Annotated in this window: 23 protein-coding genes; 22 read left to right on the top strand and 1 reads right to left on the bottom strand. The window is 67.1% G+C overall.

Annotated elements, in window-relative coordinates; genetic code table 11:
• Window positions 1-21 precede the first annotated feature (21 nt).
• The 22 genes from HL658_RS06725 (at window position 22) to HL658_RS06620 (ending at window position 22,579) form a co-directional block, all read left to right on the top strand.
• The gene (locus tag HL658_RS06725) at window positions 22-1,170 is read left to right on the top strand and encodes an NADH-quinone oxidoreductase subunit D (protein WP_196242111.1); all 1,149 of its coding nucleotides are present in this window, start codon (window positions 22-24) and stop codon (window positions 1,168-1,170) included.
• On the top strand, window positions 1,167-1,805 hold the full coding sequence (gene nuoE / locus HL658_RS06720; RefSeq protein WP_180281142.1) for an NADH-quinone oxidoreductase subunit NuoE: 639 nt from the start codon (window positions 1,167-1,169) through the stop codon (window positions 1,803-1,805). The genes HL658_RS06725 and nuoE overlap by 4 nt, the downstream gene beginning before the upstream one ends.
• 10 nt (window positions 1,806-1,815) lie before the next feature.
• Window positions 1,816-3,108, top strand: a complete 1,293-nt coding sequence (gene nuoF / locus HL658_RS06715; RefSeq protein WP_180281141.1) for an NADH-quinone oxidoreductase subunit NuoF — start codon at window positions 1,816-1,818, stop codon at window positions 3,106-3,108.
• Between the two features lie 15 nt (window positions 3,109-3,123).
• Entirely contained in the window at window positions 3,124-5,199 is a 2,076-nt protein-coding gene (nuoG, locus tag HL658_RS06710; protein WP_180281140.1) for an NADH-quinone oxidoreductase subunit NuoG, read from the top strand.
• Window positions 5,192-6,202, top strand: coding sequence for an NADH-quinone oxidoreductase subunit NuoH (gene nuoH, locus HL658_RS06705; protein ID WP_180281139.1), 1,011 nt, complete (start codon window positions 5,192-5,194; stop codon window positions 6,200-6,202). The genes nuoG and nuoH overlap by 8 nt, the downstream gene beginning before the upstream one ends.
• A 56-nt stretch (window positions 6,203-6,258) precedes the next feature.
• On the top strand, window positions 6,259-6,747 hold the full coding sequence (gene nuoI, locus HL658_RS06700; protein WP_180281138.1) for an NADH-quinone oxidoreductase subunit NuoI: 489 nt from the start codon (window positions 6,259-6,261) through the stop codon (window positions 6,745-6,747).
• A 127-nt stretch (window positions 6,748-6,874) separates the two neighbouring features.
• Entirely contained in the window at window positions 6,875-7,489 is a 615-nt protein-coding gene (locus tag HL658_RS06695; RefSeq protein ID WP_180281137.1) for an NADH-quinone oxidoreductase subunit J, read from the top strand.
• Between the two features lie 2 nt (window positions 7,490-7,491).
• Entirely contained in the window at window positions 7,492-7,800 is a 309-nt protein-coding gene (nuoK, locus tag HL658_RS06690; RefSeq protein WP_180281136.1) for an NADH-quinone oxidoreductase subunit NuoK, read from the top strand.
• A gap of 10 nt (window positions 7,801-7,810) precedes the next feature.
• Complete coding sequence (gene nuoL, locus HL658_RS06685) at window positions 7,811-9,820, top strand: NADH-quinone oxidoreductase subunit L (protein WP_180281135.1); 2,010 nt, start codon at window positions 7,811-7,813, stop codon at window positions 9,818-9,820.
• 22 nt (window positions 9,821-9,842) lie between these two features.
• The gene (locus HL658_RS06680) at window positions 9,843-11,363 is read left to right on the top strand and encodes an NADH-quinone oxidoreductase subunit M (protein ID WP_180281134.1); all 1,521 of its coding nucleotides are present in this window, start codon (window positions 9,843-9,845) and stop codon (window positions 11,361-11,363) included.
• Between the two features lie 9 nt (window positions 11,364-11,372).
• A complete protein-coding gene (nuoN, locus tag HL658_RS06675; protein WP_180281133.1) occupies window positions 11,373-12,821 on the top strand; it encodes an NADH-quinone oxidoreductase subunit NuoN in 1,449 nt (482 codons plus the stop codon).
• Window positions 12,818-13,624 carry a biotin--[acetyl-CoA-carboxylase] ligase gene (locus HL658_RS06670; protein ID WP_180281132.1) on the top strand — a complete coding sequence of 269 codons (807 nt, stop codon included), beginning with the start codon at window positions 12,818-12,820 and terminating at the stop codon, window positions 13,622-13,624. The genes nuoN and HL658_RS06670 overlap by 4 nt, the downstream gene beginning before the upstream one ends.
• 1 nt (window position 13,625) lies before the next feature.
• Window positions 13,626-14,411, top strand: coding sequence for a type III pantothenate kinase (locus tag HL658_RS06665; protein ID WP_180281131.1), 786 nt, complete (start codon window positions 13,626-13,628; stop codon window positions 14,409-14,411).
• A gap of 5 nt (window positions 14,412-14,416) precedes the next feature.
• Window positions 14,417-16,105 (top strand): ribonuclease J, encoded by a 1,689-nt coding sequence (locus HL658_RS06660; RefSeq protein ID WP_180281130.1) that lies wholly within the window; start codon window positions 14,417-14,419, stop codon window positions 16,103-16,105.
• Window positions 16,106-16,124: 19 nt separating this feature from the next.
• Window positions 16,125-16,529 carry a methylmalonyl-CoA epimerase gene (gene mce / locus HL658_RS06655; protein ID WP_180281129.1) on the top strand — a complete coding sequence of 135 codons (405 nt, stop codon included), beginning with the start codon at window positions 16,125-16,127 and terminating at the stop codon, window positions 16,527-16,529.
• 9 nt (window positions 16,530-16,538) lie between these two features.
• Complete coding sequence (locus HL658_RS06650) at window positions 16,539-16,787, top strand: DUF1467 family protein (RefSeq protein WP_180281128.1); 249 nt, start codon at window positions 16,539-16,541, stop codon at window positions 16,785-16,787.
• Complete coding sequence (locus HL658_RS06645) at window positions 16,787-17,425, top strand: DNA-3-methyladenine glycosylase I (RefSeq protein WP_180281127.1); 639 nt, start codon at window positions 16,787-16,789, stop codon at window positions 17,423-17,425. Before HL658_RS06650 ends, HL658_RS06645 begins: the two co-directional genes overlap by 1 nt.
• A 392-nt stretch (window positions 17,426-17,817) precedes the next feature.
• Window positions 17,818-18,711 carry a hypothetical protein gene (locus HL658_RS06640; RefSeq protein ID WP_180281126.1) on the top strand — a complete coding sequence of 298 codons (894 nt, stop codon included), beginning with the start codon at window positions 17,818-17,820 and terminating at the stop codon, window positions 18,709-18,711.
• Between the two features lie 14 nt (window positions 18,712-18,725).
• Window positions 18,726-19,124 (top strand): hypothetical protein, encoded by a 399-nt coding sequence (locus HL658_RS06635; protein ID WP_180281125.1) that lies wholly within the window; start codon window positions 18,726-18,728, stop codon window positions 19,122-19,124.
• A gap of 69 nt (window positions 19,125-19,193) precedes the next feature.
• A complete protein-coding gene (gene proS, locus HL658_RS06630) occupies window positions 19,194-20,510 on the top strand; it encodes a proline--tRNA ligase (RefSeq protein WP_180281124.1) in 1,317 nt (438 codons plus the stop codon).
• Window positions 20,511-20,622: 112 nt separating this feature from the next.
• Window positions 20,623-21,870: a lipoprotein-releasing ABC transporter permease subunit gene (locus HL658_RS06625; protein WP_180281123.1), complete on the top strand. Its 1,248-nt coding sequence runs from the start codon at window positions 20,623-20,625 to the stop codon at window positions 21,868-21,870.
• A gap of 37 nt (window positions 21,871-21,907) precedes the next feature.
• Window positions 21,908-22,579 (top strand): ABC transporter ATP-binding protein, encoded by a 672-nt coding sequence (locus tag HL658_RS06620; RefSeq protein ID WP_180281122.1) that lies wholly within the window; start codon window positions 21,908-21,910, stop codon window positions 22,577-22,579.
• A gap of 10 nt (window positions 22,580-22,589) precedes the next feature.
• On the opposite strand, the gene HL658_RS06615 is transcribed toward HL658_RS06620, so the two are convergent.
• On the bottom strand, window positions 22,590-25,808 hold the full coding sequence (locus tag HL658_RS06615) for a clostripain-related cysteine peptidase (RefSeq protein WP_180281121.1): 3,219 nt from the start codon (window positions 25,806-25,808) through the stop codon (window positions 22,590-22,592).
• Between the last annotated feature and the right edge of the window lie 171 nt (window positions 25,809-25,979).

Genomic DNA, 25,979 nt, shown 5'->3' with positions numbered 1-25,979 from the left:
ACCCAGATCAAGCCCTACACCATGAATTTCGGGCCGCAGCACCCCGCCGCGCACGGCGTGTTGCGACTGGTCATGGAGCTGAACGGCGAGATCGTGGAGCGCTGCGACCCGCACATCGGCCTGCTCCACCGGGGCACCGAGAAGCTGATCGAGTACAAGACCTACCAGCAGGCGATCCCCTACTTCGACCGGCTGGACTACGTCTCGCCCATGTGCATGGAGCACGCCTTCGTGCTGGGTGTGGAGAATTTGCTGCGGATCAAGCCGCCGCCGCGCGCCCAATACATCCGCGTGCTGTTCTCCGAGATCACCCGCATCCTCAACCACATCCTGTCGATCACCACCGGCGCGCTGGACGTCGGGGCGATCACACCGGCGCTGTGGGGCTTCGAGGAGCGCGAGATCCTCATGGAGTTCTACGAGCGCGTCTCCGGTGCCCGTCTGCACGCGAATTATTTCCGCGTCGGCGGCGTCGCCTGGGACCTGCCGGCCGGGCTGACCGACGACATCTGGGAATACACCGAGAAGTTCCCGAAATTCGTCGATGATCTCGACAACCTGCTGACCGAGAACCGCATCTTCAAGCAGCGCACCGTCGACATCGGTGTCGTGAGCAAGGAGCAGGCGCTGGACTGGGGCTTCTCCGGTCCGATGCTGCGCGGATCCGGCGTCGCCTGGGACCTGCGCAAGTCGCAGCCCTACGAGGTCTACGACCGCATGGAGTTCGACGTTCCCGTCGGCCTGACCGGCGACTGCTGGGCGCGCTATCTGGTGCGCATGGAGGAAATGCGGCAGTCCAACCGCATCATCCGCCAGTGTCTCAAGGAACTGCCGGACGGGCCGGTGCGAACCCAGGACCGCAAGGTGGCGCCGCCGCCGCGCGGCGAGATGAAGCGTTCCATGGAAGCGCTCATCCATCACTTCAAGCTCTACACCGAGGGCTTCCACGTTCCCGCGGGCGAGACCTACACCGCCATCGAGGCGCCGAAGGGCGAATTCGCGGTGTTCCTGGTGTCCGACGGCAGCAACCGCGCCTACCGCTGCAAGATCCGGCCGCCCGGCTTCGCGCATCTGCAGGGGCTGGATTTCATGTCGAAGGGCCACATGCTGGCCGACGCGGTGGCCAACATCGCGTCCATGGACATCGTCTTCGGAGAGATCGACCGATGAGCGCCACCGTTGCGGCGCCGGCGGGGGAGCCGGCCGCCTTCGCGTTCTCCGACGAGAACCAGGAGCTCGCGAAGCGCATCATCGCCAAGTACCCGGCGGGCCGTCAGGCCAGCGCCGTCATGCCGCTGCTCGATCTGGCGCAGCGCCAGAACGGCGGCTGGCTGACGCAGCCGATCATGGACCACATCGCCGCCATGCTGGCGATGCCGCCGATCCGCGTGTACGAGGTCGCGACCTTCTACACGATGTACAACCACCACCCGATCGGCAAGCACCACATCCAGGTGTGCACGACCACGCCCTGCTGGCTGCGCGGATCGGACGACGTGGTGGCGGTGTGCAAGCGCAAGCTCGGCATCGATCTCGGCGAGACCACGCCGGACGGCCAGTTCACGCTGGGCGAAGTCGAGTGCTCGGGGGCCTGCGTCAACGCGCCTGTCGTGCAGATCGGCGACGACTATTACGAAGATGTCGGGCCGGAGCAGATGGAGCGGATCATCGACGCGTTCAAACGTGGCGAAACCCCGCCCGCGGGATCCCAGACCGGGCGCCAGACCTCCTGCCCGGAGGGCGGTCCCACCACGCTGAAGGCGTTCTGCACCCCGCAGGGCGCCGACGCCCAGGCCGACGATTGAGGGTGATGCGATGCTTCGCGACGAGGACCGCATTTTCACGAACCTCTACGGGTTCCAGGACTTCCGCCTGGAGGCCGCCCAACGGCGCGGCGACTGGGACGGCACCAAGGCCCTGATCGAAAAGGGCAAGGACTGGATCATCAACGAGGTGAAGGAGTCCGGCCTGCGCGGCCGTGGCGGCGCCGGCTTCTCCACCGGCATGAAGTGGTCCTTCATGCCGAAGAACGTGACCGACAAGCCGGTCTACCTCGTGGTCAACGCCGACGAGGGCGAGCCCGGCACCTGCAAGGACCGCGACATCCTGCGCCACGATCCGCACAAGCTGATCGAGGGCTGCCTGATCGCCGGTTTCGCCATCGGGGCGTCGGCCTGCTACATCTACATCCGCGGCGAGTTCTACAACGAGGGCTCGGCCGTCCAGGTCGCCATCGACGAGGCCTACGCGGCGGGGTTGCTCGGCAAGAACGCCTGCGGCACCGGCTACGACTACGACATCTACATCCACCGCGGGGCCGGCGCCTACATCTGCGGCGAGGAGACGGCGCTCATCGAGTCCATCGAGGGCAAGAAGGGGCAGCCGCGCAACAAGCCGCCCTTCCCGGCGCAGGCCGGCCTCTACTCCTGCCCGACCACGGTGAACAACGTCGAGTCGATCGCCGTGGTGCCGACCATCCTGCGCCGCGGCGCCGGCTGGTTCGGCGGGCTGGGCCGTCCGAAGAACACCGGGACCAAGCTGTTCTGCATCTCCGGCCACGTCAACCGGCCGTGCAACGTGGAAGAGGAGATGGGCATTCCGCTGAAGGAGCTGATCGAGCGCCACGCCGGCGGCGTGCGCGGCGGTTGGGACAATCTTCTGGCGATCATCCCCGGCGGCTCCTCGGTGCCGGTGCTGCCCAAGTCGATCTGCGACACTGTGCTGATGGACTTCGACAGCCTGCGTGAGGTGCGCTCGGGGCTGGGCACCGCCGCGGTGATCGTGATGGACAAGTCCACCGACATCGTGAAGGCCATCGCCCGCCTGTCGCGCTTCTACGCGCATGAATCCTGCGGCCAGTGCACGCCGTGCCGCGAGGGCACCGGCTGGCTCTCGCGCGTCATGCAGCGCATGGTCCGCGGCAACGCGCGGGTCGAGGAGATCGACATGCTGCTGGAGGTGACCAGGCAGATCGAGGGCCACACCATCTGCGCGCTGGGCGACGCCGCGGCCTGGCCGGTGCAGGGCCTGATCCGGCATTTCCGGCCGGAGATGGAGCGCCGCATCCTCGACTACCGCAACAGCGCCCACCAGATGGCCGCCGAGTAAGGAGCCGCTGATCCCATGCCGAAACTCACCATCGACGGGATCGAGATCGAAGTCGAGCCGGGCACCTCGGTGCTCCAGGCCTGCGAGCAGCTCGGCATCGAAATCCCGCGCTTCTGCTACCACGAGCGGCTCAGCGTGCCGGCCAACTGCCGGATGTGCCTCGTGGAGATGGAGCGCGCGCCCAAGCCGGTCGCCTCCTGCGCCATGCCCTGCGCCGACAACATGGTCATCAAGACCGACACGGAGCTGGTGCACAAGGCGCGCAAGGGCGTCATGGAGTTCCTGCTGATCAACCACCCGCTGGACTGTCCCATCTGCGACCAGGGCGGCGAGTGCGACCTGCAGGACCAGGCGATGTCCTATGGTTTCGACCGCGGCCGCTACGGCGAGAACAAGCGCGCGGTCACCGAGAAGTACATGGGGCCGCTGATCAAGACCTTCATGACCCGCTGCATCCACTGTACCCGCTGCATCCGCTTCGGCAACGAGATCGCCGGGGTGCCGATGCTGGGCGCGGTCAGCCGCGGCGAGCACATGGAGATCACCACCTTCGTCGAGCAGGCGATCGCGTCGGAGCTGTCGGGCAACCTCGTGGACGTCTGCCCGGTCGGCGCCCTGACCTCCAAGCCCTACGCCTACACCGCGCGCCCGTGGGAGCTGCGCAAGACCGAGACCATCGACGTGATGGACGCGGTCGGCTCCAACATCCGCGTGGACACGCGCGGGCCCGAGGTGATGCGCGTGCTGCCGCGCCTCAACGAGGACGTGAACGAGGAGTGGATCGGCGACAAGACCCGCTACCACCACGACGGCTTGAAGCGCCAGCGGCTCGACCGCCCCTACCTCCGCGTCAACGGCAAGCTCCAGCCGGCGAGCTGGGCCGACGCCTTCGCCGCCATCGCCGCGCGGGTCAAGGGTCTGCCCGGTGAACGCATCGCCGCCATCGCCGGCGATCTGGTCGATGTGGAGTCGATGCTGGCGCTGAAGGACCTGATGACCGCGCTGGGCTCGGCCAACATCGACTGCCGTCAGGACGGCGCGATGTTCGACACCTCCAGCCGCGCCGGCTACCTGTTCAACAGCACCATCGCCGGCATCGAGCAGGCCGACGCGATCCTGCTGATCGGCACCAACCCGCGCTGGGAAGCCCCCATCGTCAACGCCCGCATCCGCAAGCGCTACCTGATGGGCGGGCTGAAGGTGGCTGTCATCGGCGAGCAGCGCGACCTCACCTACCCGACCACCTATCTGGGGGCGGGCACCGACACGCTGAGCCAGCTCATCGACGGCAACCACTCCTTCGCCGAGGTTCTGCGCGGCGCCAAGAAGCCGATGCTGATCCTGGGCGCCGGCGCGCTGGCGCGGCCCGACGGGCTGGCGATCCAGGCGGCGGCGCGCGCTCTGGCCGAGAGCTTCGGGATGGTGCGGGACGGCTGGAACGGCTTCAACGTGCTGCACCGGGCCGCGGCGCGGGTCGGCGGGCTCGACATCGGTTTCGTGCCGGGCGCGGGCGGCCGTTCGGTCGCCGGCATCCTCGACGGTGCGGCCAGTGGCGCGGTCGAGGTGGTGTATCTGCTGGGCGCCGACGAGCTGGACACGGACCGGCTTGGCAACGCCTTCGTGATCTACCAGGGCCACCATGGCGACCGCGGTGCGCACCGCGCCGACGTGATCCTGCCGGGTGCCGCCTACACCGAGAAGAACGCGACCTACGTCAACACCGAGGGCCGGCCGCAGATCGCCCGCCTCGCGACCTTCCCGCTGGGCGAGGCGCGCGAGGACTGGAAGATCCTGCGCGCCCTGTCGGAGCGGCTGGGCCACACGCTGCCCTACGACAGCGTCAGCCAGCTCCGCGCCCGCATGGTCGCGGTGAACCCGGTGTTCGGCAAGCTGGGCACGGTGACGCCGGCCGCCTGGGGCGGGTTCGGCACGGCCGGTGCGCTGGACGGTGCCGCCTTCGCGACCCCGATCACGAACTACTACATGACCGATCCGATCAGCCGGGCGTCCGAGACCATGGCCCGCTGCACGGAGACGTTCGTGCGCGGCGCCTCCGCGGCCGCTGAAGAGAGGACCGGCACCCATGGCTGATTTCTGGAGCGGCTTCCTGCTGCCGCTGATCATCATCGTCCTCCAGATCCTGGCGATCGTGGTGCCGCTGCTCGTCGGCGTGGCCTATCTGACCTATGCCGAGCGCAAGGTCATGGGCGCCATGCAGCTCCGCCAGGGGCCGATGCTGGTCGGCCCCTTCGGCCTGCTGCAGCCGATGGCGGACGGTCTGAAGCTGCTGGCGAAGGAGCACATCCTTCCGTCGGGCGCCAACCGCGTGGTCTTCTACGTGGCGCCGATGCTCACCTTCTTCCTGGCGCTGGTCGCCTGGGCGGTGATCCCCTTCGCGGAAGGCGTGGTGCTGGCCAACATCAACGTCGGCATCCTCTACCTGTTCGCCATCTCCTCGCTGGGCGTCTACGGCATCATCATGGCGGGATGGGCGTCGAACTCGCGCTACGCCTTCCTCGGCGGGCTGCGGTCGGCGGCGCAGATGGTCAGCTACGAGGTGTCCATCGGCCTCGTGATCATCACGGTGCTGCTGTGCGTCGGCTCGCTGAACATCAGCGATATCGTGCGGGCGCAGACCACGGTGTGGTTCGCGGTGCCGCTGCTGCCGATGTTCGTCATCTTCTTCATCTCGGCCTTGGCCGAGACGAACCGCGCGCCCTTCGACCTGCCGGAAGGCGAGTCGGAGCTGGTCGCCGGCTTCATGGTGGAGTACGGCTCGTTCCCCTACGCGCTGTTCTTCCTCGGCGAATACGCCAACATGATCCTGATGAGCGCGATGACCAGCATCCTGTTCCTGGGCGGCTGGCTGCCGCCGCTGAACATGGTGCCCTTCACCTGGATCCCCGGGCCGATCTGGTTCGCGCTGAAGATCGTGTTCTGCCTGTTCGTCTTCATCTGGGTCCGCGCCACCATGCCGCGCTTCCGCTACGACCAGCTGATGCGGTTGGGCTGGAAGGTGTTCCTGCCCTTCTCGCTGCTGTGGGTCGTGCTGACCGCCGGCGTCCTGGTGACCTTCGGCTGGCTGCCGAAGTGACGTGAACGAATGCGGGGGCGGGTCCGCCCGTCCCTGGTGCGAAGGAGACTGAGGCCATGGCGTTCCTCGACCGTGCGGCGCGCAGCCTGTTCCTGACCGAGCTGGTCACGGGGCTGGGGCTGACCCTGCGCTACATGTTCAAGCCGAAGGTGACGCTGAACTACCCCTTCGAGAAGGGGCCGATCAGCGCCCGCTTCCGCGGCGAGCATGCGTTGCGCCGTTACCCGAACGGGGAAGAGCGCTGCATCGCGTGCAAGCTGTGCGAGGCGGTCTGTCCCGCGCTGGCCATCACCATCGAGGCCGAGCCGCGCGACGACTACAGCCGGCGCACCACGCGCTACGACATCGACATGACGAAATGCATCTATTGCGGCCTGTGCCAGGAGGCCTGCCCGGTGGATGCGATCGTCGAGGGGCCGAACTTCGAGTTCTCCACGGAGACCCGCGAGGAGCTCTTCTACAACAAGCAGAAGCTGCTGGCGAACGGCGACCGCTGGGAAGCCCAGCTCGCCGCGAACCTTGCGGCCGAAGCACCCTACCGCTAATAGTCGCAGCCGCAGTGGGGTCTGGGGCGGGGCGTTCCGAGCCGCGCCGTCCCGATCGGGACCCCTGGACAAGAAGCCCGGAACGGACGGATCACACCGACCCTCGACTCCGGAGGCGGGGAACTCCATGATTGTGCAAACCATAGCCTTTTACGTCTTCTCCGCCATCCTCGTGGCCTCCGGCGTGATGGTCATCTCGGCGCGGAACCCGGTCCACTCGGTGCTCTTCCTCATCCTCGCCTTCTTCCAGGCCGCCGGCCTGGCGGTGCTGATGGGGGCGGAGTTCCTGGCGATGATCCTGGTCATCGTCTATGTGGGCGCCGTGGCCGTGCTGTTCCTCTTCGTCGTGATGATGCTCGACATCAACTTCAAGGAGCTGCGCAGCGGCTTCCTGCAGTATCTGCCCTTCGGCGCGCTGATCGGGCTGATCCTGCTGGTGGAGTTGGCCGTCGTGCTCGGCGCCTGGGTGACCGCACCGGCCGCCCCGCAGGCCGCCGGCGCGCCGATGCCGCCGCTGGACCAGGCGACCAACACCGAGGCGCTGGGGCAGCTGCTCTACACCCACTACGTCTACCTCTTCCAGGCCAGCGGCATCGTGCTGTTGATCGCGATGATCGGCGCCATCGTGCTGACCCTGCGGTCGCGCGAGGGCGTGCGGAAGCAGAATGTCGGCGCGCAGCTCGCCCGCCGCCGCGAGGAGGTGGTCGTCATCCGCAAGGTCCCGACCGGGGGGGGCGTCTGATCATGGCTATCGGGCTTGGGCATTACCTGACCGTCGCGGCGATCCTGTTCACGCTGGGAATCTTCGGCATCTTCCTGAACCGCAAGAACGTCATCATCATCCTGATGTCGGTGGAGATGATGCTGCTGGCGGTGAACCTCAACCTCATCGCCTTCTCGGTGCACCTGAACGACCTCGTCGGTCAGATCTTCGCCATGATCATCCTGACCGTGGCGGCGGCCGAGGCGGCGATCGGACTCGCGATCCTCGTGGTCTACTTCCGCAACCGCGGCTCGATCCGAGTCGAAGACATCAACATGATGAAGGGCTGAGGCCGCCGCCATGGAAGTGCTCGTCGTATTCCTTCCGCTCCTGGCGTTCCTGGTCGCGGGGTCCATCGCCCTCTTCGCCGGATCGCCGGACGCCCACCACGGCCATGGTCACGACCACGGTCACGATTCACACGGCGGCCACGGCCATCACGGGCCGGACTGGCGCGACCGGGCGGCGCAGTTCGTCACCTGCGGCGCGCTGCTGGTCTGCGCTGTACTGTCCTGGATCCTGTTCTTCCAGGTCACCGGCCACGGCGGCCCCCGCACCGTGCAGCTGTTCACCTGGATGGACAGCGGCGCGCTGGAGGTGTCCTGGGCGTTGCGCGTCGATCAGCTCACCGCCGTCATGCTGGTGGTGGTGAACACCGTGTCGGCGATGGTGCACGTCTATTCGGTCGGCTACATGAGCCATGACCCGAACAAGCCGCGCTTCATGGCCTACCTGTCGCTGTTCACCTTCTGCATGCTGATGCTGGTGACGGCCGACAATCTCGTGCAGCTCTTCTTCGGCTGGGAGGGCGTGGGTCTCGCCTCCTACCTGCTGATCAATTTCTGGTACGACAAGCCGAGCGCCAACAACGCGGCGATGAAGGCCTTCATCGTCAACCGCGTCGGCGACTTCGGCTTCGTGCTCGGCATCTTCGCCCTCTTCGTGCTGGTCGGCTCGGTGGAGTTCGACACGATCTTCGCCAAGGCTCCGGAGTTGGTGGGCCAGAAGATCACCTTCCTGTCCTGGCAGTTCGACGCGCTGACCTGCGCCTGCCTGCTGCTCTTCATCGGCGCCATGGGCAAGTCGGCGCAGCTCGGCCTGCACACCTGGCTGCCGGACGCGATGGAAGGCCCGACCCCGGTGTCGGCGCTGATCCATGCGGCGACCATGGTGACGGCGGGCGTGTTCATGATCTGCCGCCTGTCGCCGGTGTTCGAATACGCCCCGGACGCGCTGGCGGTGGTCACCATCGTCGGCGGTCTGACGGCGATCGTCGCGGCTACGATCGGCTTCACGCAGTTCGACATCAAGCGGGTGATCGCCTACTCGACCATGAGCCAGCTCGGCTATATGTTCTTCGCGGCCGGGGTGTCGGCCTACGGCGCCGCCATGTTCCACCTGTTCACGCACGCCTTCTTCAAGGCGCTGCTGTTCCTCGGCGCCGGGTCGGTGATCCACGCCATGTCGGACGAGCAGGACATGCGGAACATGGGCGGCATCTGGCGCCTGATCCCGGTGACCTACGCGCTGATGTGGATCGGCAGCCTGGCGCTGGCCGGCATCCCGGTCTTCGCCGGCTTCTACTCGAAGGACATCGTGCTGGAGGCTGCCTTCGCCGACCACAGCGCGCACGGCACCTTCGTCTTCTGGCTGGGCATCGCCGCGGCCTTCCTGACCGCCTTCTACTCCTGGCGCCTGCTGTTCATGGCCTTCCACGGCAAGCCGCGGGCCAATGAGCGGGTGATGGCGCATGTCCACGAATCCCCGCTGATCATGACGGTGCCGCTGGCGGTGCTGGCGGTCGGCGCGGTGTTCGCCGGCATGCTGTTCAACCATTCCTTCGTCGGCGAGGGTCGGGAGCATTTCTGGGGCGCCGCCATCAAGGTCCTGCACGAGAACGACACGCTGGAAGCCGCCCACCATGTGCCGGGCTGGGTGCCCATGCTGCCGCTGATCGTCGGTCTGGTCGGCATCGCGCTCGCCTATGTGCTGTACATCATGATGCCCGGGTTGCCGGGGCGGATCGCCAACGCGGCGAAGGGCGCACACCAGTTCCTGTACAACAAGTGGTACTTCGACGAGCTGTACGACACGCTGTTCGTGAAGCCCGCACGCTGGCTCGGCTACGGGCTGTGGAAGGCGGGCGACGGTGCGGTGATCGACGGGGTCGGTCCGGACGGCATCGCGGCGGCCACGCAGGATGTGGCGGCTCGGGCCAGCCGGCTGCAGTCGGGGTATGTCTACCATTATGCGTTCGCCATGGTGATCGGGGTCGTGGCGCTGGTCGTCTGGCTCTCGATGTTCGGCTGAGCGGAACGGGGGAACAACAACAATGGCGAACTGGCCGCTTCTGACGTTCACGACCTTCCTTCCGCTGGTCGGTGCCGTCGCGATCTTCTTCGTGCGCGGAACGCAGGAGGATGTGGCCCGCAACGCGCGCTACGTCGCCCTGTGGACGACGATCATCACCTTCGTCCTGTCGCTCTTCATCTGGATCAACTTCGATCCGGCCAACCCTGCCTACCAGATGGTGGAGAGGCGGGAGTGGATCCCTGACTTCAACATCACGTACCACATGGGGGTCGACGGCATCTCGGTGCTGTTCGTCATCCTCTCCACCTTCCTCATGCCGCTGTGCATCCTGGCGAGCTGGGAGTCGGTGCAGACCCGCGTCAAGGAGTACATGATCGCCTTCCTGGTCCTCGAGACCTTGATGATCGGCATGTTCTGCTCGCTCGACTTCGTCCTCTTCTACATGTTCTTCGAAGGCGTGCTGATCCCGATGTTCCTGATCATCGGGGTGTGGGGCGGACCGCGGCGGGTTTACGCGGCGTTCAAGTTCTTCCTGTACACGCTGCTCGGCTCGGTGCTGATGCTGATCGCCATCCTGGTCATGTATTTCCAGGCCGGCACCACCGACATCCCGACGATCACCGCCACCGCCTTCCCGCGCAACATGCAGATCTGGCTGTGGCTGGCCTTCTTCGCGTCCTTCGCCGTGAAGGTGCCGATGTGGCCGGTGCATACCTGGCTGCCCGACGCCCACGTCGAGGCGCCGACGGCCGGCTCGGTCATCCTGGCCGGCGTGCTGCTGAAGATGGGCGGTTACGGCTTCCTGCGCTTCAACATCCCGATGCTTCCCGAGGCGACGGAGTTCTTCACCCCGCTGGTCTACACGCTCAGCGTCATCGCGGTGATCTACACCTCGCTGGTGGCGCTGGCGCAGGAGGACATGAAGAAGCTGATCGCCTATTCGTCGGTGGCGCATATGGGCTTCGTCACCATCGGCATGTTCGCGCTGAACGAGCAGGGCATCCAGGGCTCGATCTTCCAGATGCTGTCGCACGGCATCGTGTCGGGTGCGCTCTTCCTGTGCGTCGGCGTCGTCTACGACCGGCTGCACACCCGCGAGATCGCGCGTTACGGCGGCCTCGTCCACCGCATGCCGAAATACGCCGTGGTCTTCCTGTTCATGACGATGGCGTCGGTGGGTCTGCCGGGCACCTCGGGCTTCGTGGGTGAATTCCTGGTGCTGCTGGGTGCCTTCCGCGACAACACCTGGGTGGCGATGCTGGCCGCCACCGGCATGATCCTGGGTGCCGCCTACGCGCTGTGGCTGTACCGCCGCATCGTGTACGGCAAGCTGACCAAGGAGGATGTGAAGCATCACATGTTCGAGATGAACGGCCGCGAGATCGCGGTGTTCGTCCCGCTCATCATCGTGGTGCTGTGGATGGGCATCTACCCGACCAGCTTCCTCAAGGTCACGGAAGCCTCGACCGCCCAGCTCATCCAGACCTACCAGTCCAAGCTGGCCGCCGCGGCCAGTTCCGTCTCCGTCGCCGCGCGCTGAGGTGCGATCATGATGGCTCCCTTTCCCGACCTCTGGCCGGCGCTGCCGGAACTGTTCCTCGCCTGCGCCGGCATGGCGCTGCTGATGATCGGCGTGTTCCGCGGCGAGAACTCCACCAAGGCCGTCGCCTACATGACGGTGCTGGCGATGCTGTTCGCCGCGGTCCTGTCGATGGGCTACGGCACCGGGCGCGTGGTCACCTTCAACGGGCTGTTCGTGATGGATGCCTTCGGCGTCTTCATGAAGGTGCTGGTGCTGGTGGCGGCGGCGCTGTCGGTCATCTTGTCGATCGGCTACATCCAGCGCGAGAAGATGGACCGGTTCGAGTTCCCGGTCCTCATGCTCTTCGCGACGCTGGGCATGCTGATGATGATCTCGGCCAACGACCTCATCTCGCTCTATGTCGGTCTGGAGACGCAGAGCCTGGCGCTCTACGTGATCGCCGCCTTCCGCCGTGACAGCGCGCGCTCGTCGGAGGCAGGGCTGAAGTATTTCGTGCTCGGCGCCCTGTCGTCCTGCCTGCTGCTCTACGGCGCGTCGCTGGTCTACGGCTTCGCCGGCACCACGGCGTTCGACAAGATCGCGGCGCTGTTCGCCGGCGGCACGCACCCGTCGGCGGGCGTGATCATCGGGCTCGTCTTCGTGGCGGCCGGTTTGGCCTTCAAGATCTCGGCCGTGCCGTTCCACATGTGGACGCCGGACGTCTACGAGGGTGCCCCGACCCCGGTGACCGCCTTCTTCGCGGTGGCGCCGAAGATCGCCGCGATCGCGCTGTTCACCCGCCTGCTGATCGAGCCGTTCGGCGACCTCGTCGGGCAGTGGCAGCAGATCATCATTGTGACGTCGATCCTGTCGATGGCGTTGGGGTCGTTCGCCGCGATCACCCAGAACAACATCAAGCGCCTGATGGCCTACAGCTCGATCGGCCACATCGGGTACGCGCTGGTCGGGCTGGCCGCCGGCACGCAGGAAGGCGTGCGCGGCGTGCTGATCTACATGGCGATCTACCTGTTCATGAACGTCGGCACCTTCGCGGTGATCCTGTGCATGAAGCAGAACGGCCGCATGGTCGAGGACATCAAGGACCTCGCCGGCCTGTCGCGCACCAACCCGATGTTGGCCGCCGCCATGGCGATCTTCATGTTCTCCATGGCCGGCATCCCGCCGATGGCGGGCTTCTTCAGCAAGCTCTACGTCTTCCTGGCGGCGGTCGAGGCGCATCTCTACACGCTGGCCGTCATCGGCGTGCTGACCAGCGTGGTGGGCGCCTACTACTACCTGCGCATCATCAAGATCATGTATTTCGATGAGCCGGTGGAGACGATGGACAAGGTGAACGACGACGGGATGACCGGCATCCTCGTCGCCACCAGCCTGGTGACGTTGCTGTTCTTCGTGGCTCCGGCCCCGATCCTGAACAGCGCAGCGGCCGCGGCGGCCGCGCTGTTCGCCGGATGACGGACGGAACCCTGTCGGAGGCGGACGGGCTCCGCCTGCCTCCGGGGTTCCGTGTCGTCGGGTTCCAAAGGGTCGGCAGCACCAACGACGAGGCCAAGCAGCTCGCCCGCCAGGGCGCTGCGGAGGGAACGGTCGTGTGGGCGCTGCGGCAGGAATCCGGGCGCGGCCGGCGTGGCCGGGCCTGGTCCTCGCCCGAAGGCAATCTCTACAGCTCCACCATACTGCGCCCGCGCCGGTCACCGGCCGAGACGGCGCAGCTGTCGTTCGTAGCGGCGCTCGCGGTCGCCGACATGGCGGAGCGGCTGCTGCCGGCGGGCAGCGGAGTCGGCTGCAAATGGCCGAACGATGTGCTGGTGCGCGGGCGCAAGCTGTCCGGCATCCTGCTCGAGTCCGAGCCGGGGGCAGACGGCGCGGTGGATTGGCTGGTGCTCGGCGTTGGCATCAACGTGCGGCACCATCCGGACCTTGCCGAGTATGCCGCCACGTCGCTGGCGAGCGAGGGGGCGGAGGACGTGCCGCTCACGGTCGCGCTGGAGGTCTACGCCGCCTGCCTCGCCCACTGGTACGGGCTGTGGGCCGGGGGCGGGTTCCCGGCGATCCGCGACGCTTGGCTGGCGCGGGCCGTGGGGCTCGGCGGTCCGGTGACGGTGCGGCTGGCGCGGGAGGCGGTGCGCGGCGTTTTCGCCGATCTGGACATGGACGGCGTTCTGTTGCTTGATCCGGAGGACGGGACCGGACGGCGCAGGATCGCCGCCGGCGACGTGTTCTTCGGAAGTGCGCCGGCGTCCCCGGCGGAGGGCTGACATGCTGCTTGCGATCGATGCCGGCAACACCAACGTGGTCTTCGCCGTGTTCGATGGCGACGCGAAGCGCGGCCAGTGGCGGATCTCGACCGACAGCCGGCGGACCTCCGACGAGTACGCGGTGTGGCTTCTCGCGCTGATGGCGATGAAGGGCCTGAAGGCGGTGAACATCCACGCGGCGATCCTGTCCAGCGTGGTGCCGGCCGCCACCTTCAACCTCGTGCGGCTGTGCACCGACCATTTCGGCTGCGAGCCGATGCGCATCGGTGACCCGGCGGTCGATCTCGGCATCGGCATCCTGCTCGACAACCCGCGCGAGGCGGGGGCCGACCGGCTGGTCAACGCCATCGCCGCCCGGGCCCGCTATCCGGCGCCTCTGATCGTCGTGGATATCGGCACCGGCACCACCTTCGACGTGGTGGATTCGAACGGAAATTTTGCCGGCGGGGTGATCGCGCCGGGACCCAACCTCGCGCTCGACGCGTTGCACCGCGTGGCGGCGCAGCTTCCGAAGGTGGACATCGTGCGCCCGCCGCAAGTCATCGGGAAGGGCACGGTCGGGGCGATGCAGTCCGGCATGTTCTGGGGCTACACCAGCATGATCGAAGGGCTGCTGGGGCGCATCAAGGCGGAGCTGTCGCCGACCGGCGACCCGGTGGTGACGGTGATCGTCACCGGCGGGCTGGGGCGCGCCTTCGCCGAGGCGTCCGGCATGGTCCATCACGTCGACAACGAACTCACCACTCGCGGGCTCCTGCTCGTGTACAAGCGAAACGTGGCTCAATGATCGACATGGATTCCGGTCTTCCGGGTGCCGGCGACGGCTTCGCGCTCGAGGACGATGCCGTCTATTTCCTCCCGCTCGGCGGTTCGGGCGAGATCGGCATGAACCTCAACCTCTACGGTCACAAGGGGAAATGGCTGATCATCGATCTCGGCATCTCGTTCGCCGACGAGACCATGCCGGGGCTCGACGTGATCATGCCCGATCCGTCCTTCATCGCCGAGCGGCGCGAGGATCTGGTCGGGCTGGTGCTGACCCACGCCCATGAGGACCATCTGGGCGCGGTCCAGTATCTGTGGCCGGAGCTCGACTGCCCCGTCTATTGCACCGCCTTCACCGCGTCGGTGCTGCGCGCCAAGCTGGTGGAGCGGGGGTTGAGCGGACGGGTGCCGATCCACGAGGTGCCGATCGGCGGGCGATTCGAGGTCGGGCCCTTCGACCTCGAGTTCGTCTCGGTCACCCACTCCGTGCCCGAGCCGAGCTCGGTGGCGATCCGCACGACGGCCGGGACGGTGCTCCACACGGGTGACTGGAAGCTCGACCCGGATCCGCAGCTCGGCGATGTGGCCGACGAGGCGAAGTTCCGCGCCATCGGCGATGCCGGCGTGGCGGCCATGGTGTGCGACAGCACCAACGCCATGGTTCCCGGCACCTCCGGCTCGGAGGCGGAGGTCCTGGCGGGGCTGACCGACCTGTTCGGCCGCTACCGCAACCGCATCGCGGTGAGCTGCTTCGCCACCAACGTCGCGCGGCTGCAGAGCATCGCCGCGGCGGCGGCGGCGCATGGGCGGCGGGTGGCGCTGGTCGGGCGGTCGTTGTGGCGGATCAACGAGGCGGCGCGGTCCAACGGCTATTTGGCGGATGTGCCGCAATTCCTCACCGAGCATGACGTCGGCTACCTTCCGCGCGGGGAGGTGGTGATGATCTGCACCGGCAGCCAGGGCGAACCACGCTCCGCGCTCGCCCGGATCGCCGCCGGCGATCACCCGCAGGTGACGCTGGAGCGGGGCGACGTCGCCGTCTTCTCCTCGCGTGAGATCCCCGGAAACGAGCGGGCGATCGGCCGCATACAGAATCTGCTGGTGGCGCGCGGCATCGAGGTGGTGACGGCCGACGACGCGCCGATCCACGTGTCGGGGCATCCCGCTCAGGACGAGCTGGTCCGGCTCTATCAATGGGTCCGCCCGCAGGTGGCCGTCCCTGTGCATGGCGAGCAGCGCCATCAACTGGCGCATCTGCGCATCGCGACCGATTGTCAGGTGGGGCAGGGGATCGTCCCCACCAACGGCGAGCTTCTGCGTCTGGTCCCCGGCCCGGCCAAGGTGGTGGCGCAGGTGCACGCCGGTCGGCTGGCGCTCGACGGCAAGCGGTTGGTGCCGCTCGACGGTGGCCTGCTGAAATCGCGCAACCGGATGATCCACAATGGTGCGGCGGTCGCCACGCTGGTGATCAACGCGCGCGGCGAGCTGATCACGGCGCCGCAGGTCGCCACCATGGGGCTGCTCGACGAGCGGCAGGAGCACGATGCGCTGCTCGACGTGGTGGACGCGGTGCGCGAGGCGGTGGCGGCGCTGCCCAAGGCGGCGCGGCTCGACGACGAGCAGGTGCGGCAGGCCGCGCGCATCGCCGTGCGCCGGAGCTTCAACGCGTCGCATGGCAAGAAGCCGGTCACCGAGGTCCACTTGGTCCGCGTCTGAGTTGAAAGAGGACAGTCCCATGATCGGCAAGCTGAACCACGTGGCCATCGTCGTGCCGGACCTGCCGGCGGCCACCGCGTTGTACCGCGACACGCTGGGGGCCAAGGTGTCGGAGCCGGTGGATCTGGCACCGCACGGCGTCACCGTTGTGTTCGTCGAGCTTCCCAACACGAAGATCGAGCTGCTCCACCCCTTCGGCGAGCGCTCGCCGGTGGCGCCCTTCCTGGCGAAGAATCCGTCGGGCGGCATCCATCACGTCTGCTACGAGGTGGACGACATCATGGCCGCGCGTGACCGGATGAAGGCGCAGGGCGCCCGGGTGTTGGGCGACGGCGAGCCGAAGATCGGCGCGCACGACAAGCCCGTGCTGTTCCTGCACCCCAAGGATTTCTGCGGCACGCTGGTCGAGTTGGAGCAGGCGTAGGGGATCGTCATGGGGTGGGTGTCCGGCATCGCCGTCTTCGTGATCACCTGGTGGGTGATCCTGTTCGCCGTCCTGCCCTGGGGGGCGACACCGCCCGACCAGCCGGAGGAGGGGATGGCGGACAGCGCCCCCGCCCGGCCGCGGATGCTGATGAAGTTCGCGGTGACCACGGGAATTTCGGTGCTGGTGTGGTTGGCGATCTACGGGGTCGTGGCGTCGGACCTCATCTCCTTCCGCGACATGGCCCGGCACATGTGATGTCCTCGACCTATTGCGAGGCGGCGCCCGGCCATTCCTTCCACGGCCCTTACCACGAGACGGAGTACGGCTTCCCGTCCGACGACGAGTCCGTCCTGTTCGAGCGGCTGGTGCTGGAGATCAACCAAGCCGGCCTGTCCTGGCTGACCGTGCTGAAGAAGCGCGACGCGTTCCGGGCGGCCTTCTCCGGCTTCGACGTGGACCGGGTGGCGGCCTTCGGACCGGACGATGTGGCGCGGCTGCTGGCCGACGCCGGCATCGTGCGCAACCGGTTGAAGGTGGAGGCGGCCATCGCGAACGCGCGGCGCATTCAGGAAATGCGGGCGTCGCACGGGTCCTTCGCGGCGTGGCTGCGCGCCCACCATCCACGCACGAAGCCCGAGTGGGTCAAGCTGTTCAAGGGAACCTTCCGCTTCACTGGCGGGGAGATCGTCGGCGAGTTCCTGATGAGCCTCGGTTATCTGCCCGGCGCCCACCACCCCGGCTGTCCGGTGTGGGATGGAGTCGCGGCGCTTGACCCACCCTGGATGGCCGCGGTCAAGGTTGGGTATACCGGATATGGTGATTACGATTTGAGCAATTGGACGATCAAGTCCAAGGCAGTTGTCCAGTCTCTGGGCAGAACTGCAAAAAAATAGGGCAACGTTATCCGTTGCCTCACATTTGGGCTTGCCATGTGCCGGAATCCGGATCAAGATTCGTCGTGTTGAGAGGGCTTGCCCTCTTTTCCGACGCCTGGTGGCGATTCCTCCCTAACCTCGGGCCGCGCTGCTCCGTCTGCGCGGTCCCTTTCTTTTTGGGGCGTGCCGGCGCAGCATGATGTCCGGCGCGGCGCCCGTTTCTTTCGGTCGCCCGGCAAAAGTGCGCCGCTGTCGCGTGTATGTTCACCAATGTCGGAAAATTTTAAGATTTCGTCGTAGAATGTCGCATTCCGGAGGACTGGCGCGGAACGGCTCTTGCGCCGCGGGTGGATTTCAAGGGAGTCTCGCCACTGCAGGGTTGCGGGCGGGGGACGGTGATCGGGGCGTCAATGACCGCGAACGAGAAGGAGCGCTTCGACCAGTTCTCGGCGGTGCTGCTGACCGAGTTGATGGAGCGTACCAAAAAGACCTTGGAGCTGCTGCAACCGGAGGAGCAGCCCTGTTCACTCCTGCCTTTCGCGCAGACACCGATCTTTGTTGACATCTATACGGAGATCCTGCGCGTCGGGATCTACCCCATCGTGATCAGCCGCCGCCCGGTGCGGGCCATTCTTGGGGATGTGGATTGGGCCCGCGAGGGGCGCGAGTATCTGCTGACGGTGTTGGACGACCGGTCGAACGCCGTCTTCGTGGCGTGGGATTTCGCGTGGGATTCGCTGTGGGCGGAACGCAAGACCACGGCCGCCGCTGCGGCCGCCGCCAACGGTCCTCCGAAGGAGAAGAAGGGCGGCTTCCTCCAGTCGCTGTTCGGGCGCTCCAAGGGTCCGGCCAAGCGCGACGAGGCGGGCGAGGGCGAGACGGTGGTGATGGAGGGGCTCTACGCCATGCTCACCGGGCTGGCGGAGAAGCGGGGCTTCCTGCCGCTGTTCTATGAGGATGTCCGGTTCTTCAAGTCGTTGGTGCGCACCAAGCCGGCGCGCCTGTTCGCCGCCATGAAGGAACTGAAGCAGTACCATCACCAGGAATTCTACCTGAGCGGGCATGAGCAGGCGAAGCCGGGTGTGCTTTCCGACGCCCTCCAGAAATGGCACTACAACCTGCCGGAGCGGGTCGGCGAGCTTCTGGTGCTGAAGGCTGCGGTCGATCTGGAGCATGTCAACAAGACATTCATCGGGAAATACATCCGCCAGTCCGCCCGGACGCAGGAGGAGGCGGAACGCGGCATGCCCTATCTGTCGGTTTACTGGAAATCGATGCCCAACACTCTCCAGATGGACGACTGAACCGGGGGACGACCATGCGCGGGCTTGCGGTTGCGGTGCTGGTCATGGTCGCGTCCGCCTCGGCCGTGGCGCAGGCGCCATCCGCCGGAATCGACCCGGCGCTGTGCCGGTACCTGCCGGCGCACCGGCCGGCACCGGATGTGGAGTACACGCCGGGGGTGGATGTGCGCGGCAACCCGGTGGCGCCGGCCGACCTGCCGGGCTCCGGCGGGGCGCTTCCGGGCCTCGACCGTTTCGAGATGCCGGTGACCGCGGCCTTCGCCCGCCGCATGGGCTTCGCCGTTCCGCAGGGGCTGCCGCTCAGCACCGAGTTCGGGCGCATCACCATCCAGGGCGACCGGGTGCTGTTCAATGGCCAGCCGGTCGGCCCCTCGGCCCGCGCGGAGCTCTACGCCGTCTGCCGCACGCGCTGAGCGGTGGACAAGCCGGGTCCGGCTTCCTAAAGTCCCACTCCCCGAACCGCTTACGCGCGAGTCAGAGCCATGCGGCTGTCCAGCTTTTTCATGCCCACGCTGAAGGAATCCCCCGCCGACGCGCAGATCGTGTCGCACAAGCTGATGCTGCGTGCGGGCATGATCCGGCAGACCAGCGCCGGTATCTACGCGTGGCTGCCGCTGGGCTGGCGGGTGCTCCAGAAGATCGAGCAGATCGTCCGCGAGGAGCAGGATGCCGCCGGCGCACAGGAAATCCTGATGCCCACCATCCAGTCGGCGGATCTGTGGCGGGAGAGCGGCCGTTACGACGATTACGGCAAGGAGATGCTGCGCATCACCGACCGTCACGACCGCGACATGCTCTACGGCCCCACCAATGAGGAGATGGTCACCGACATCTTCCGTGGTTTCGTGCGCAGCTATCGCCAGTTGCCGCTGAACCTCTACCACATCCAGTGGAAGTTCCGGGACGAGATCCGGCCGCGCTTCGGGGTGATGCGGGGGCGCGAGTTCCTGATGAAGGACGCCTATTCCTTCGACATCGACGCGGCCGGGGCGCGTCGTTCCTACCAGACCATGTTCCTGGCCTATCTGCGCACCTTTGCGCGGATGGGGTTGAAGGCCATTCCGATGCGCGCCGACACCGGCCCCATCGGCGGCGACCTGAGCCACGAGTTCATCATCCTGGCCGAGACCGGCGAGAGCGGCGTGTTCTGCCACCGCGACTGGATGAACCTGGACGTGCTGGCCGACGCTCCCGGCTATGGAGACGACCTGCAGGCCTTCTTCGACAAGTGCACCGGCATCTACGCCGCCACCGACGAGAAGCATGTTCCGGGCGAGAGCCCGGTGCCGGAGGACCAGCTCGTCTCGGCCCGCGGCATCGAGGTCGGACACATCTTCTATTTCGGGACGAAATACTCCAAGCCGATGAACGCCGTGGTGGCCGGTCCCGACGGCAACCCGGTGCTGGCGGAGATGGGCTCCTACGGCATCGGCGTGTCGCGCCTGGCCGGCGCCATCATCGAGGCGTCGCACGACGATCACGGCATCATCTGGCCCGACAGCGTGGCGCCCTTCAATGTGGGGCTGGTCAACCTGAAGCCTGGCGACAGCCAGACCGACACCGTGTGCCAGGACCTCTACCACAAGCTCCGCGCCGCCGGGTTGGACGTGCTGTACGACGACCGCGACGAGCGGCCGGGCGTGAAGTTCGCCGACATGGACCTGATCGGCCTGCCCTGGCAGCTCGTCGTCGGCCCGCGCGGGCTGAAGAACGGCACCGTGGAGCTGAAGCGCCGCGCCACCGGCCAGAAGGAGGAGGTGTCGGAGGAGTTCGCGCTGACCAGGCTGATCGGCGGGTGAACGGCCGGCGGCTTGGCCTACGCTCGTTGAACGGGGCGCCACGCGCCCCATCTTCCGCCACGGTGGGCCGAATGGTCCACCGTCCTTTTGCGCGCACGATGCCGGGCATCCCATGATCTTCTCCGCGTTCGAACGCATGGTCGCGATGCGCTATCTCCGGGCGCGGCGGCAGGAAGGGTTCATTTCGGTCATCGCCGGATTCTCGCTGCTCGGCATCGCGCTGGGGGTGGCGACGCTGATCATCGTCATGGCGGTCATGAACGGCTTCCGGGCGGAGCTGCTGGGCCGGGTGCTGGGGCTGAACGGGCATTTGAACGTCTACGCCGCGCGCGGCGGGCCGCTGAACGGTTTCGACGGGCTCGCCGAGGCGCTGCGCCGGGTGCCCGGCGTGGTCGGGGTGACGCCGACGGTGGAGGGGCAGGCGCTGGTCAGCGTGCGCGGCACCGCGTCGGGCGCCCTGGTGCGCGGGGTGCGGCCGGAGGATTTCCGGCAGCGGCCGACCCTGTCCACCAACATCCTGCGCGGCTCGGTCGAGGCCTTCGGCGAGGATCGCGTCGCCATCGGCATCCGCATGGCGCAGCGGCTGGGGCTGTCGGTGGGCGACCAGCTCACCCTCATAGCACCCCAGGGCAATGTCAGCGCCTTCGGCACCGTGCCGCGCATGCGCGCCTACACCATCGCCGCGGTGTTCGACGTGGGCATGTTCGAGTACGACAACAGCTTCGTCTTCATGCCGCTGGAGCAGGCCCAGCTCTTCTTCCGGGTGCCGGAGGCCGTGACCTCGCTGGAGGTGTTCGTCAGCGACCCCACCCGCATCGCCGCGGCCCGCGACCGCATCGCGGCCGAGGTGGCGGGCGTCGGCCGCGTGGTCGACTGGCAGCAGTCGAACGCCAGCTTCTTCACCGCCTTGCAGGTCGAGCGGAACGTGATGTTCCTGATCCTGTCGCTGATCATCATGGTCGCGGCCTTCAACATCATCTCCAGCATGATCATGCTGGTGAAGGACAAGGGCCGAGACATCGCCATCCTGCGCACCATGGGCGCCACCCGCGGCATGATCATGCGGGTGTTCTTCCTGGCCGGCTCCACCGTCGGCGTGGTGGGGACTCTGGCCGGGCTGGTGCTGGGGGTGCTGTTCTGCGAGAACATCGAAGGCATCCGGCAGCTCATCCAGGGGCTGACCGGCACCAACCTGTTCAACGCCGAGATCTATTTCCTGTCGCAACTGCCGGCCAAGGTGGATTGGGGCGAGGTGGTGCAGGTGGTGGCGATGGCGCTGGCCCTGTCGGTCGGCGCGACGCTCTACCCGTCCTGGCGGGCTGCCCGGCTCGACCCGGTCGAAGCGCTGCGCTACGAGTGATGCCGCAGCGGGTGATGGCATGGACGGGAATGGACCGATGTTGGAGCTGAACGGGATCGTGCGCGTCTTCGAGCAGGCGGGCACGCGGCTGGAGATCCTGAGGGGTGCGGCGATGGCGGTGCGGCCAGGCGAGCTGGTCGGGCTGGTCGGGCCCTCGGGGGCTGGCAAATCCACGCTGCTGCACATCGCGGGTCTGCTGGAGCGACCGGGTGGCGGCTCGGTGCGGATCGGCGGTGTCGAGGCGTCGGGGCTCGACGACGGCAAGCGGACCGAGCTGCGCCGCCGCGCCATCGGCTTCGTCTACCAGTTCCACCATCTGTTGCCGGAATTCTCGGCGCTGGAGAACATCGTGCTGCCGCAGATGGTGGCTGGCGTGGCAAAGCCCAAAGCGGCGGAGCGGGCGCGCTCGCTGCTCGCCGCGGTGGGGTTGGAGAAGCGCGCCGACCACCGGCCGGCCCGCCTGTCGGGCGGCGAGCAGCAGCGCGTCGCCATCGCCCGCGCGCTCGCCAACCAGCCGGGGCTGCTGATCGCCGACGAGCCGACGGGCAACCTGGACCCGCACACGGCCGACGATGTCTTCGCGATGCTGACCGACCTCGTCCGCCGCTCGCGCGTGGCGGCGTTGATCGCCACCCACAACCACGAGCTGGCGGGCCGGATGGACCGGGTGCTGGAGCTGCGCGACGGGCTGCTGCACCCGCGGGGGTGAGACCGCCGCGTCAGGCGGAAGCCAGCATCCCGCCCGTCTGGCCCAGCAGATCGAAGCCGGTGTAGCGGTTCCCGCTGGCGGTGATGCCGCGGGCGCGTTCCTGCGCGTCCAGCTCCGCGACAAGCTCGGCACCGGCACCGCTACGCCCGTAGGTGCGCATCGCCGTCAGGAAATCATCCCAGTTCACCGACGACAGGAAGGACAGGTTGCCCTCCGAGTAGCCGGAATACAGGCTGCTGCTCGCCGACGGCAGATAGATGCTGAGGCCGGAGGAGCCGCTGATGCTGACCTGCTGGATCACCGAGTTGCTGACGGCCGACTGCACCGCGCTGGCGGCGCTGCGGATCGACGCGGTGGACGCGTTGCTTGCCACCGACCCCATGAAGCCGCCCAGGTCGCGGTAGGCGTCGACACCGCCATAGCTGCGCGCCGCCGTGCGCGCCCTGGTGATCGCGGTCCAGTCGGCGGAGGTGGCACTGCCGGTGACCGTCGACACGAAGTTGTTCAGGCTGGTGGTCAGCGCGTCGTAGGCGCTGACCCGCGTGGCCGCCAGGGTGGAGCTGCTGTCGTTGTAGAAGGCATCGTAGGCGCTGACCGCGGCGGCGCCGAGCTGGGTGGCGGTCGCCGAGGGGTTGGCGGCCAGCCGGTTGAGCCACCCCGTGTAGTCCCAGCCGTCGCCGGGTTCGTTCTCGGAGGAGGCGACCAGCACCTCCGTCATGTTGCGGACGTCGATCGCCTGCTCCGCCATGCCCTGCTGGCAGGTGTCGAAGCCCAGCATCGACACCCGCCCGATGTTGGAGTTGGCGATGGCGCGTGTGGTCTCGGAGATGGTCAGGTTCGAGTTGTTGGTGTCGTCCCAGCTCGTGCCGGTCAGGCCACCGCCGTGGTTCCAGATCACCAGCGCGTAGTTTGTCGCCTGGTAGGTGCCGGACGCCCAGTTGATGAAGCTGGTCAGCGTCTCCCCCGCGCCCATGTCGGCCTCGCCGATCGAGGTCAGGGTGCTGCCGATCAGGCCGGTGTTGGTGTCGCTGGTGATCCGCCCGCGCCGGGTGTCGGTCCAGTTGCCGTTGGAGGTGGCGTAGCCGCCGATGCGGTCCATCTGCACCACGACGTTGACGTTGGACGGCAGGCCGGCCGCCTCCATCTCGTTGATGTCCTCGATGCCGAAGGATTCCAGGTTGTTGTCCGCATCTACATAGACCATCACCGTCCAGGTCGACATGGAGGAAGCCGACGGCGTGGTGACGGTGAAGTCGGCGGAGGTGGATGCCCCCGCCGGATCGCGCGCCGTCAGGCGGACGGCCACGTCGGCGGTGCCCGACGGCGCGGTGCCGCTGAAGGTGCGCGTGCCGGCGTTGAAGCTGAGCCAGGAGGGCAGGGCCGATCCGTTGGTCTGGGTGGCGCTGTAAGTGAGCCCCTGGTTCTCCGGATCGACGAAGAGGGTGGACGGCACCTGGTAGGTGAAGGCGGCCCCCTCCGTGGCCGACTGTGTGCTGACGCTGCCGGTGAGGCGCGGCGCCTCGTTGACCGCCGTCGAGCCCGCCGCCTGCAGGGTCAGCGTGTAGTTGGTGCTTCCGGAGAACTGGTTGACCAGCACGTAGTAGGTGCCGGCAGCCAGGTTGTTGTAGCGGATGTTGTCGTCCAAATAGGACCAGTTCAGGCTCGACGCGATCTGCACGCCCGAACTGTTGTACAGGCGCAGGTCGGCGTCGGCCGACATACCGGTCAGGGTCGCCTGGAAGGTCGAGGTGGCCGTTGTGGTGACGCGGTAGTAGTCGAGTCGATCCGACGTGCCGACGAAATCCTGCACGGAAATGGCCGTGCCGCCGAGCGTGCCCAGGTTGCTGGCCGCCGTGAAGCTGTTGCCGCCAAGATCGGCCGAGCTTGCCCCCGTGACCGCGGTCGCGGAGAGATCGAGGCTGTAGCTGGTGCTGCCGGCGTAGGGGTAGACGCGGACGTAATAGGTTCCGGCATCCAGCCCGTTGTAATAGATCGCTTCCGCGTGGTTGCCGGCATAGGTGCTCGAGGCCAGCGCCAACCCGCTCGAATCGAGGAGTTGAACGTCGGCGTCCGCCGACAGGCCGCTCAGGCCCAGACGGAAGTTGGTCGTGCCGCCGGTGGTGAACTGGTAGTAATCGTTGGTGTCGCTGCCACCGATCGCGTCCTGGATCGTCGGGAGCGCGCCATTGAGCGTGCCGAGTTGGCGGGCCGTCGCCAGCGTGTCGCCGGCACTGTCGCTGCCGGTGCTGGCAGACACGGTGGTGTTCAACGCCAACCGGTAGCCGGTACCGCCGGACGTCGGCGCCTGCACCCGCACGTAATAGCTCCCGGCCGTCAGCGAGTAGGCGTTGATCGTCTCGTTCAGCGTGCCGGCGTTGGAGGAACTGCCCAGCACAGTCCCGGTCGAACTGAGGAGCTGGACGTCGGCGTTGGCGCTCAGCCGCTGCAGCGTCAGGTTCAGGTTGCTGGTCGCCGTGAGTGTGAAGCTGTAATAATCGTCGGTGTCGGTCGCCCCGACATAATCGTTGTAGGCGAGCGATGCTTCGTCCGCCACGCCGATCAGCCGAGCCGCCGCCGTCGAGTTTCCGGCATAGTCGGTCCCGGAGGTCGGCCGGTTCTCCGACGCGCCATGCTGGATGTAGTGGAGCACCGCCTGTGTCGTGTTCCCGGTGAAGGCCTGCTCCACGTCGGTGTTCATGGTCAGGTAGGCGGTGACGTCGAACCCGGTCGTCGGCCGACCCTCCAACCGGCCATGGGCGATGTAGTGCAGGTAGCCGAGGGTCGTGTTGGTTCCGAAGGCGCTGATCAGGTCACGGTTGGACGCGATGTATTGCAGGGCGTTGAAGCTGGCCGTCCGCCCCTCCAAACGCCCATTGGTGATGTAGTGGGCGTAGGCGGCGGTCTCGTTGGCACCGAAAGCGGACGCCAGATCGCCGTAACTGGCGAGGTACTGCAGCGCGTCGAAGCCCGACGCGCTCCGCCCCTCGAGCCGGCCGGCGGTCAGGTAATGGAGCAGGCCCGCCGTGCTGTTGGTGCCGAACGCCGCCGCGAGGTCGCCATAGGACGCGATGTAGCGCAGCGGATCGAAGCTGGTGAGGCTGCGACCCTCGGCCCGGCCGTGGTGGATCCAATGGGCGTAGGCCGCCTCCACATCGACTCCGAAGGCGTTCACGAGGTCGGGGTTGCTGGCGAGATAGCGCAACGCATCGAAATCGGCGGGCACGGCCATGGCGTTCAACCGCTTGCAGGAGGGCGTTACCCCGATCGTTCGAGGTATGAGGCGACCCTATCAGTGCAACCTTTCATACGCCAGCGCCCTGGTGTCGCGGCCGGCCGGCGTCATAGACCGAAGCGCAGAGTTGGAGCCGCGCGGACCGCGCGCGATCTCTCTGGCAAACAC

The sequence above is a fragment of the Azospirillum oleiclasticum genome (genome assembly GCF_013423485.1).
Classification (GTDB): Bacteria; Pseudomonadota; Alphaproteobacteria; order Azospirillales; family Azospirillaceae; genus Azospirillum; species Azospirillum oleiclasticum.
This window is presented reverse-complemented; position numbering and strand designations above follow the sequence as displayed.

What these genes read in the sequence shown, in the direction of transcription:
- HL658_RS06625 (WP_180281123.1), top strand. Translation starts at nt 20,623, where the DNA reads ATGATCTTCTCCGCGTTCGAACGCATGGTCGCGATGCGCTATCTCCGG.
- HL658_RS06650 (WP_180281128.1), top strand. Translation starts at nt 16,539, where the DNA reads ATGGGGTGGGTGTCCGGCATCGCCGTCTTCGTGATCACCTGGTGGGTG.
- HL658_RS06645 (WP_180281127.1), top strand. Translation starts at nt 16,787, where the DNA reads ATGTCCTCGACCTATTGCGAGGCGGCGCCCGGCCATTCCTTCCACGGC.
- HL658_RS06660 (WP_180281130.1), top strand. Translation starts at nt 14,417, where the DNA reads ATGGATTCCGGTCTTCCGGGTGCCGGCGACGGCTTCGCGCTCGAGGAC.
- proS (WP_180281124.1), top strand. Translation starts at nt 19,194, where the DNA reads ATGCGGCTGTCCAGCTTTTTCATGCCCACGCTGAAGGAATCCCCCGCC.
- HL658_RS06635 (WP_180281125.1), top strand. Translation starts at nt 18,726, where the DNA reads ATGCGCGGGCTTGCGGTTGCGGTGCTGGTCATGGTCGCGTCCGCCTCG.
- nuoG (WP_180281140.1), top strand. Translation starts at nt 3,124, where the DNA reads ATGCCGAAACTCACCATCGACGGGATCGAGATCGAAGTCGAGCCGGGC.
- HL658_RS06640 (WP_180281126.1), top strand. Translation starts at nt 17,818, where the DNA reads ATGACCGCGAACGAGAAGGAGCGCTTCGACCAGTTCTCGGCGGTGCTG.
- nuoL (WP_180281135.1), top strand. Translation starts at nt 7,811, where the DNA reads ATGGAAGTGCTCGTCGTATTCCTTCCGCTCCTGGCGTTCCTGGTCGCG.
- nuoN (WP_180281133.1), top strand. Translation starts at nt 11,373, where the DNA reads ATGATGGCTCCCTTTCCCGACCTCTGGCCGGCGCTGCCGGAACTGTTC.
- nuoF (WP_180281141.1), top strand. Translation starts at nt 1,816, where the DNA reads ATGCTTCGCGACGAGGACCGCATTTTCACGAACCTCTACGGGTTCCAG.
- HL658_RS06725 (WP_196242111.1), top strand. Translation starts at nt 22, where the DNA reads ATGAATTTCGGGCCGCAGCACCCCGCCGCGCACGGCGTGTTGCGACTG.
- nuoE (WP_180281142.1), top strand. Translation starts at nt 1,167, where the DNA reads ATGAGCGCCACCGTTGCGGCGCCGGCGGGGGAGCCGGCCGCCTTCGCG.
- HL658_RS06670 (WP_180281132.1), top strand. Translation starts at nt 12,818, where the DNA reads ATGACGGACGGAACCCTGTCGGAGGCGGACGGGCTCCGCCTGCCTCCG.
- HL658_RS06620 (WP_180281122.1), top strand. Translation starts at nt 21,908, where the DNA reads ATGTTGGAGCTGAACGGGATCGTGCGCGTCTTCGAGCAGGCGGGCACG.
- nuoK (WP_180281136.1), top strand. Translation starts at nt 7,492, where the DNA reads ATGGCTATCGGGCTTGGGCATTACCTGACCGTCGCGGCGATCCTGTTC.
- HL658_RS06695 (WP_180281137.1), top strand. Translation starts at nt 6,875, where the DNA reads ATGATTGTGCAAACCATAGCCTTTTACGTCTTCTCCGCCATCCTCGTG.
- HL658_RS06615 (WP_180281121.1), bottom strand. Translation starts at nt 25,808, where the DNA reads ATGGCCGTGCCCGCCGATTTCGATGCGTTGCGCTATCTCGCCAGCAAC.
- nuoH (WP_180281139.1), top strand. Translation starts at nt 5,192, where the DNA reads ATGGCTGATTTCTGGAGCGGCTTCCTGCTGCCGCTGATCATCATCGTC.
- mce (WP_180281129.1), top strand. Translation starts at nt 16,125, where the DNA reads ATGATCGGCAAGCTGAACCACGTGGCCATCGTCGTGCCGGACCTGCCG.
- HL658_RS06665 (WP_180281131.1), top strand. Translation starts at nt 13,626, where the DNA reads ATGCTGCTTGCGATCGATGCCGGCAACACCAACGTGGTCTTCGCCGTG.
- nuoI (WP_180281138.1), top strand. Translation starts at nt 6,259, where the DNA reads ATGGCGTTCCTCGACCGTGCGGCGCGCAGCCTGTTCCTGACCGAGCTG.
- HL658_RS06680 (WP_180281134.1), top strand. Translation starts at nt 9,843, where the DNA reads ATGGCGAACTGGCCGCTTCTGACGTTCACGACCTTCCTTCCGCTGGTC.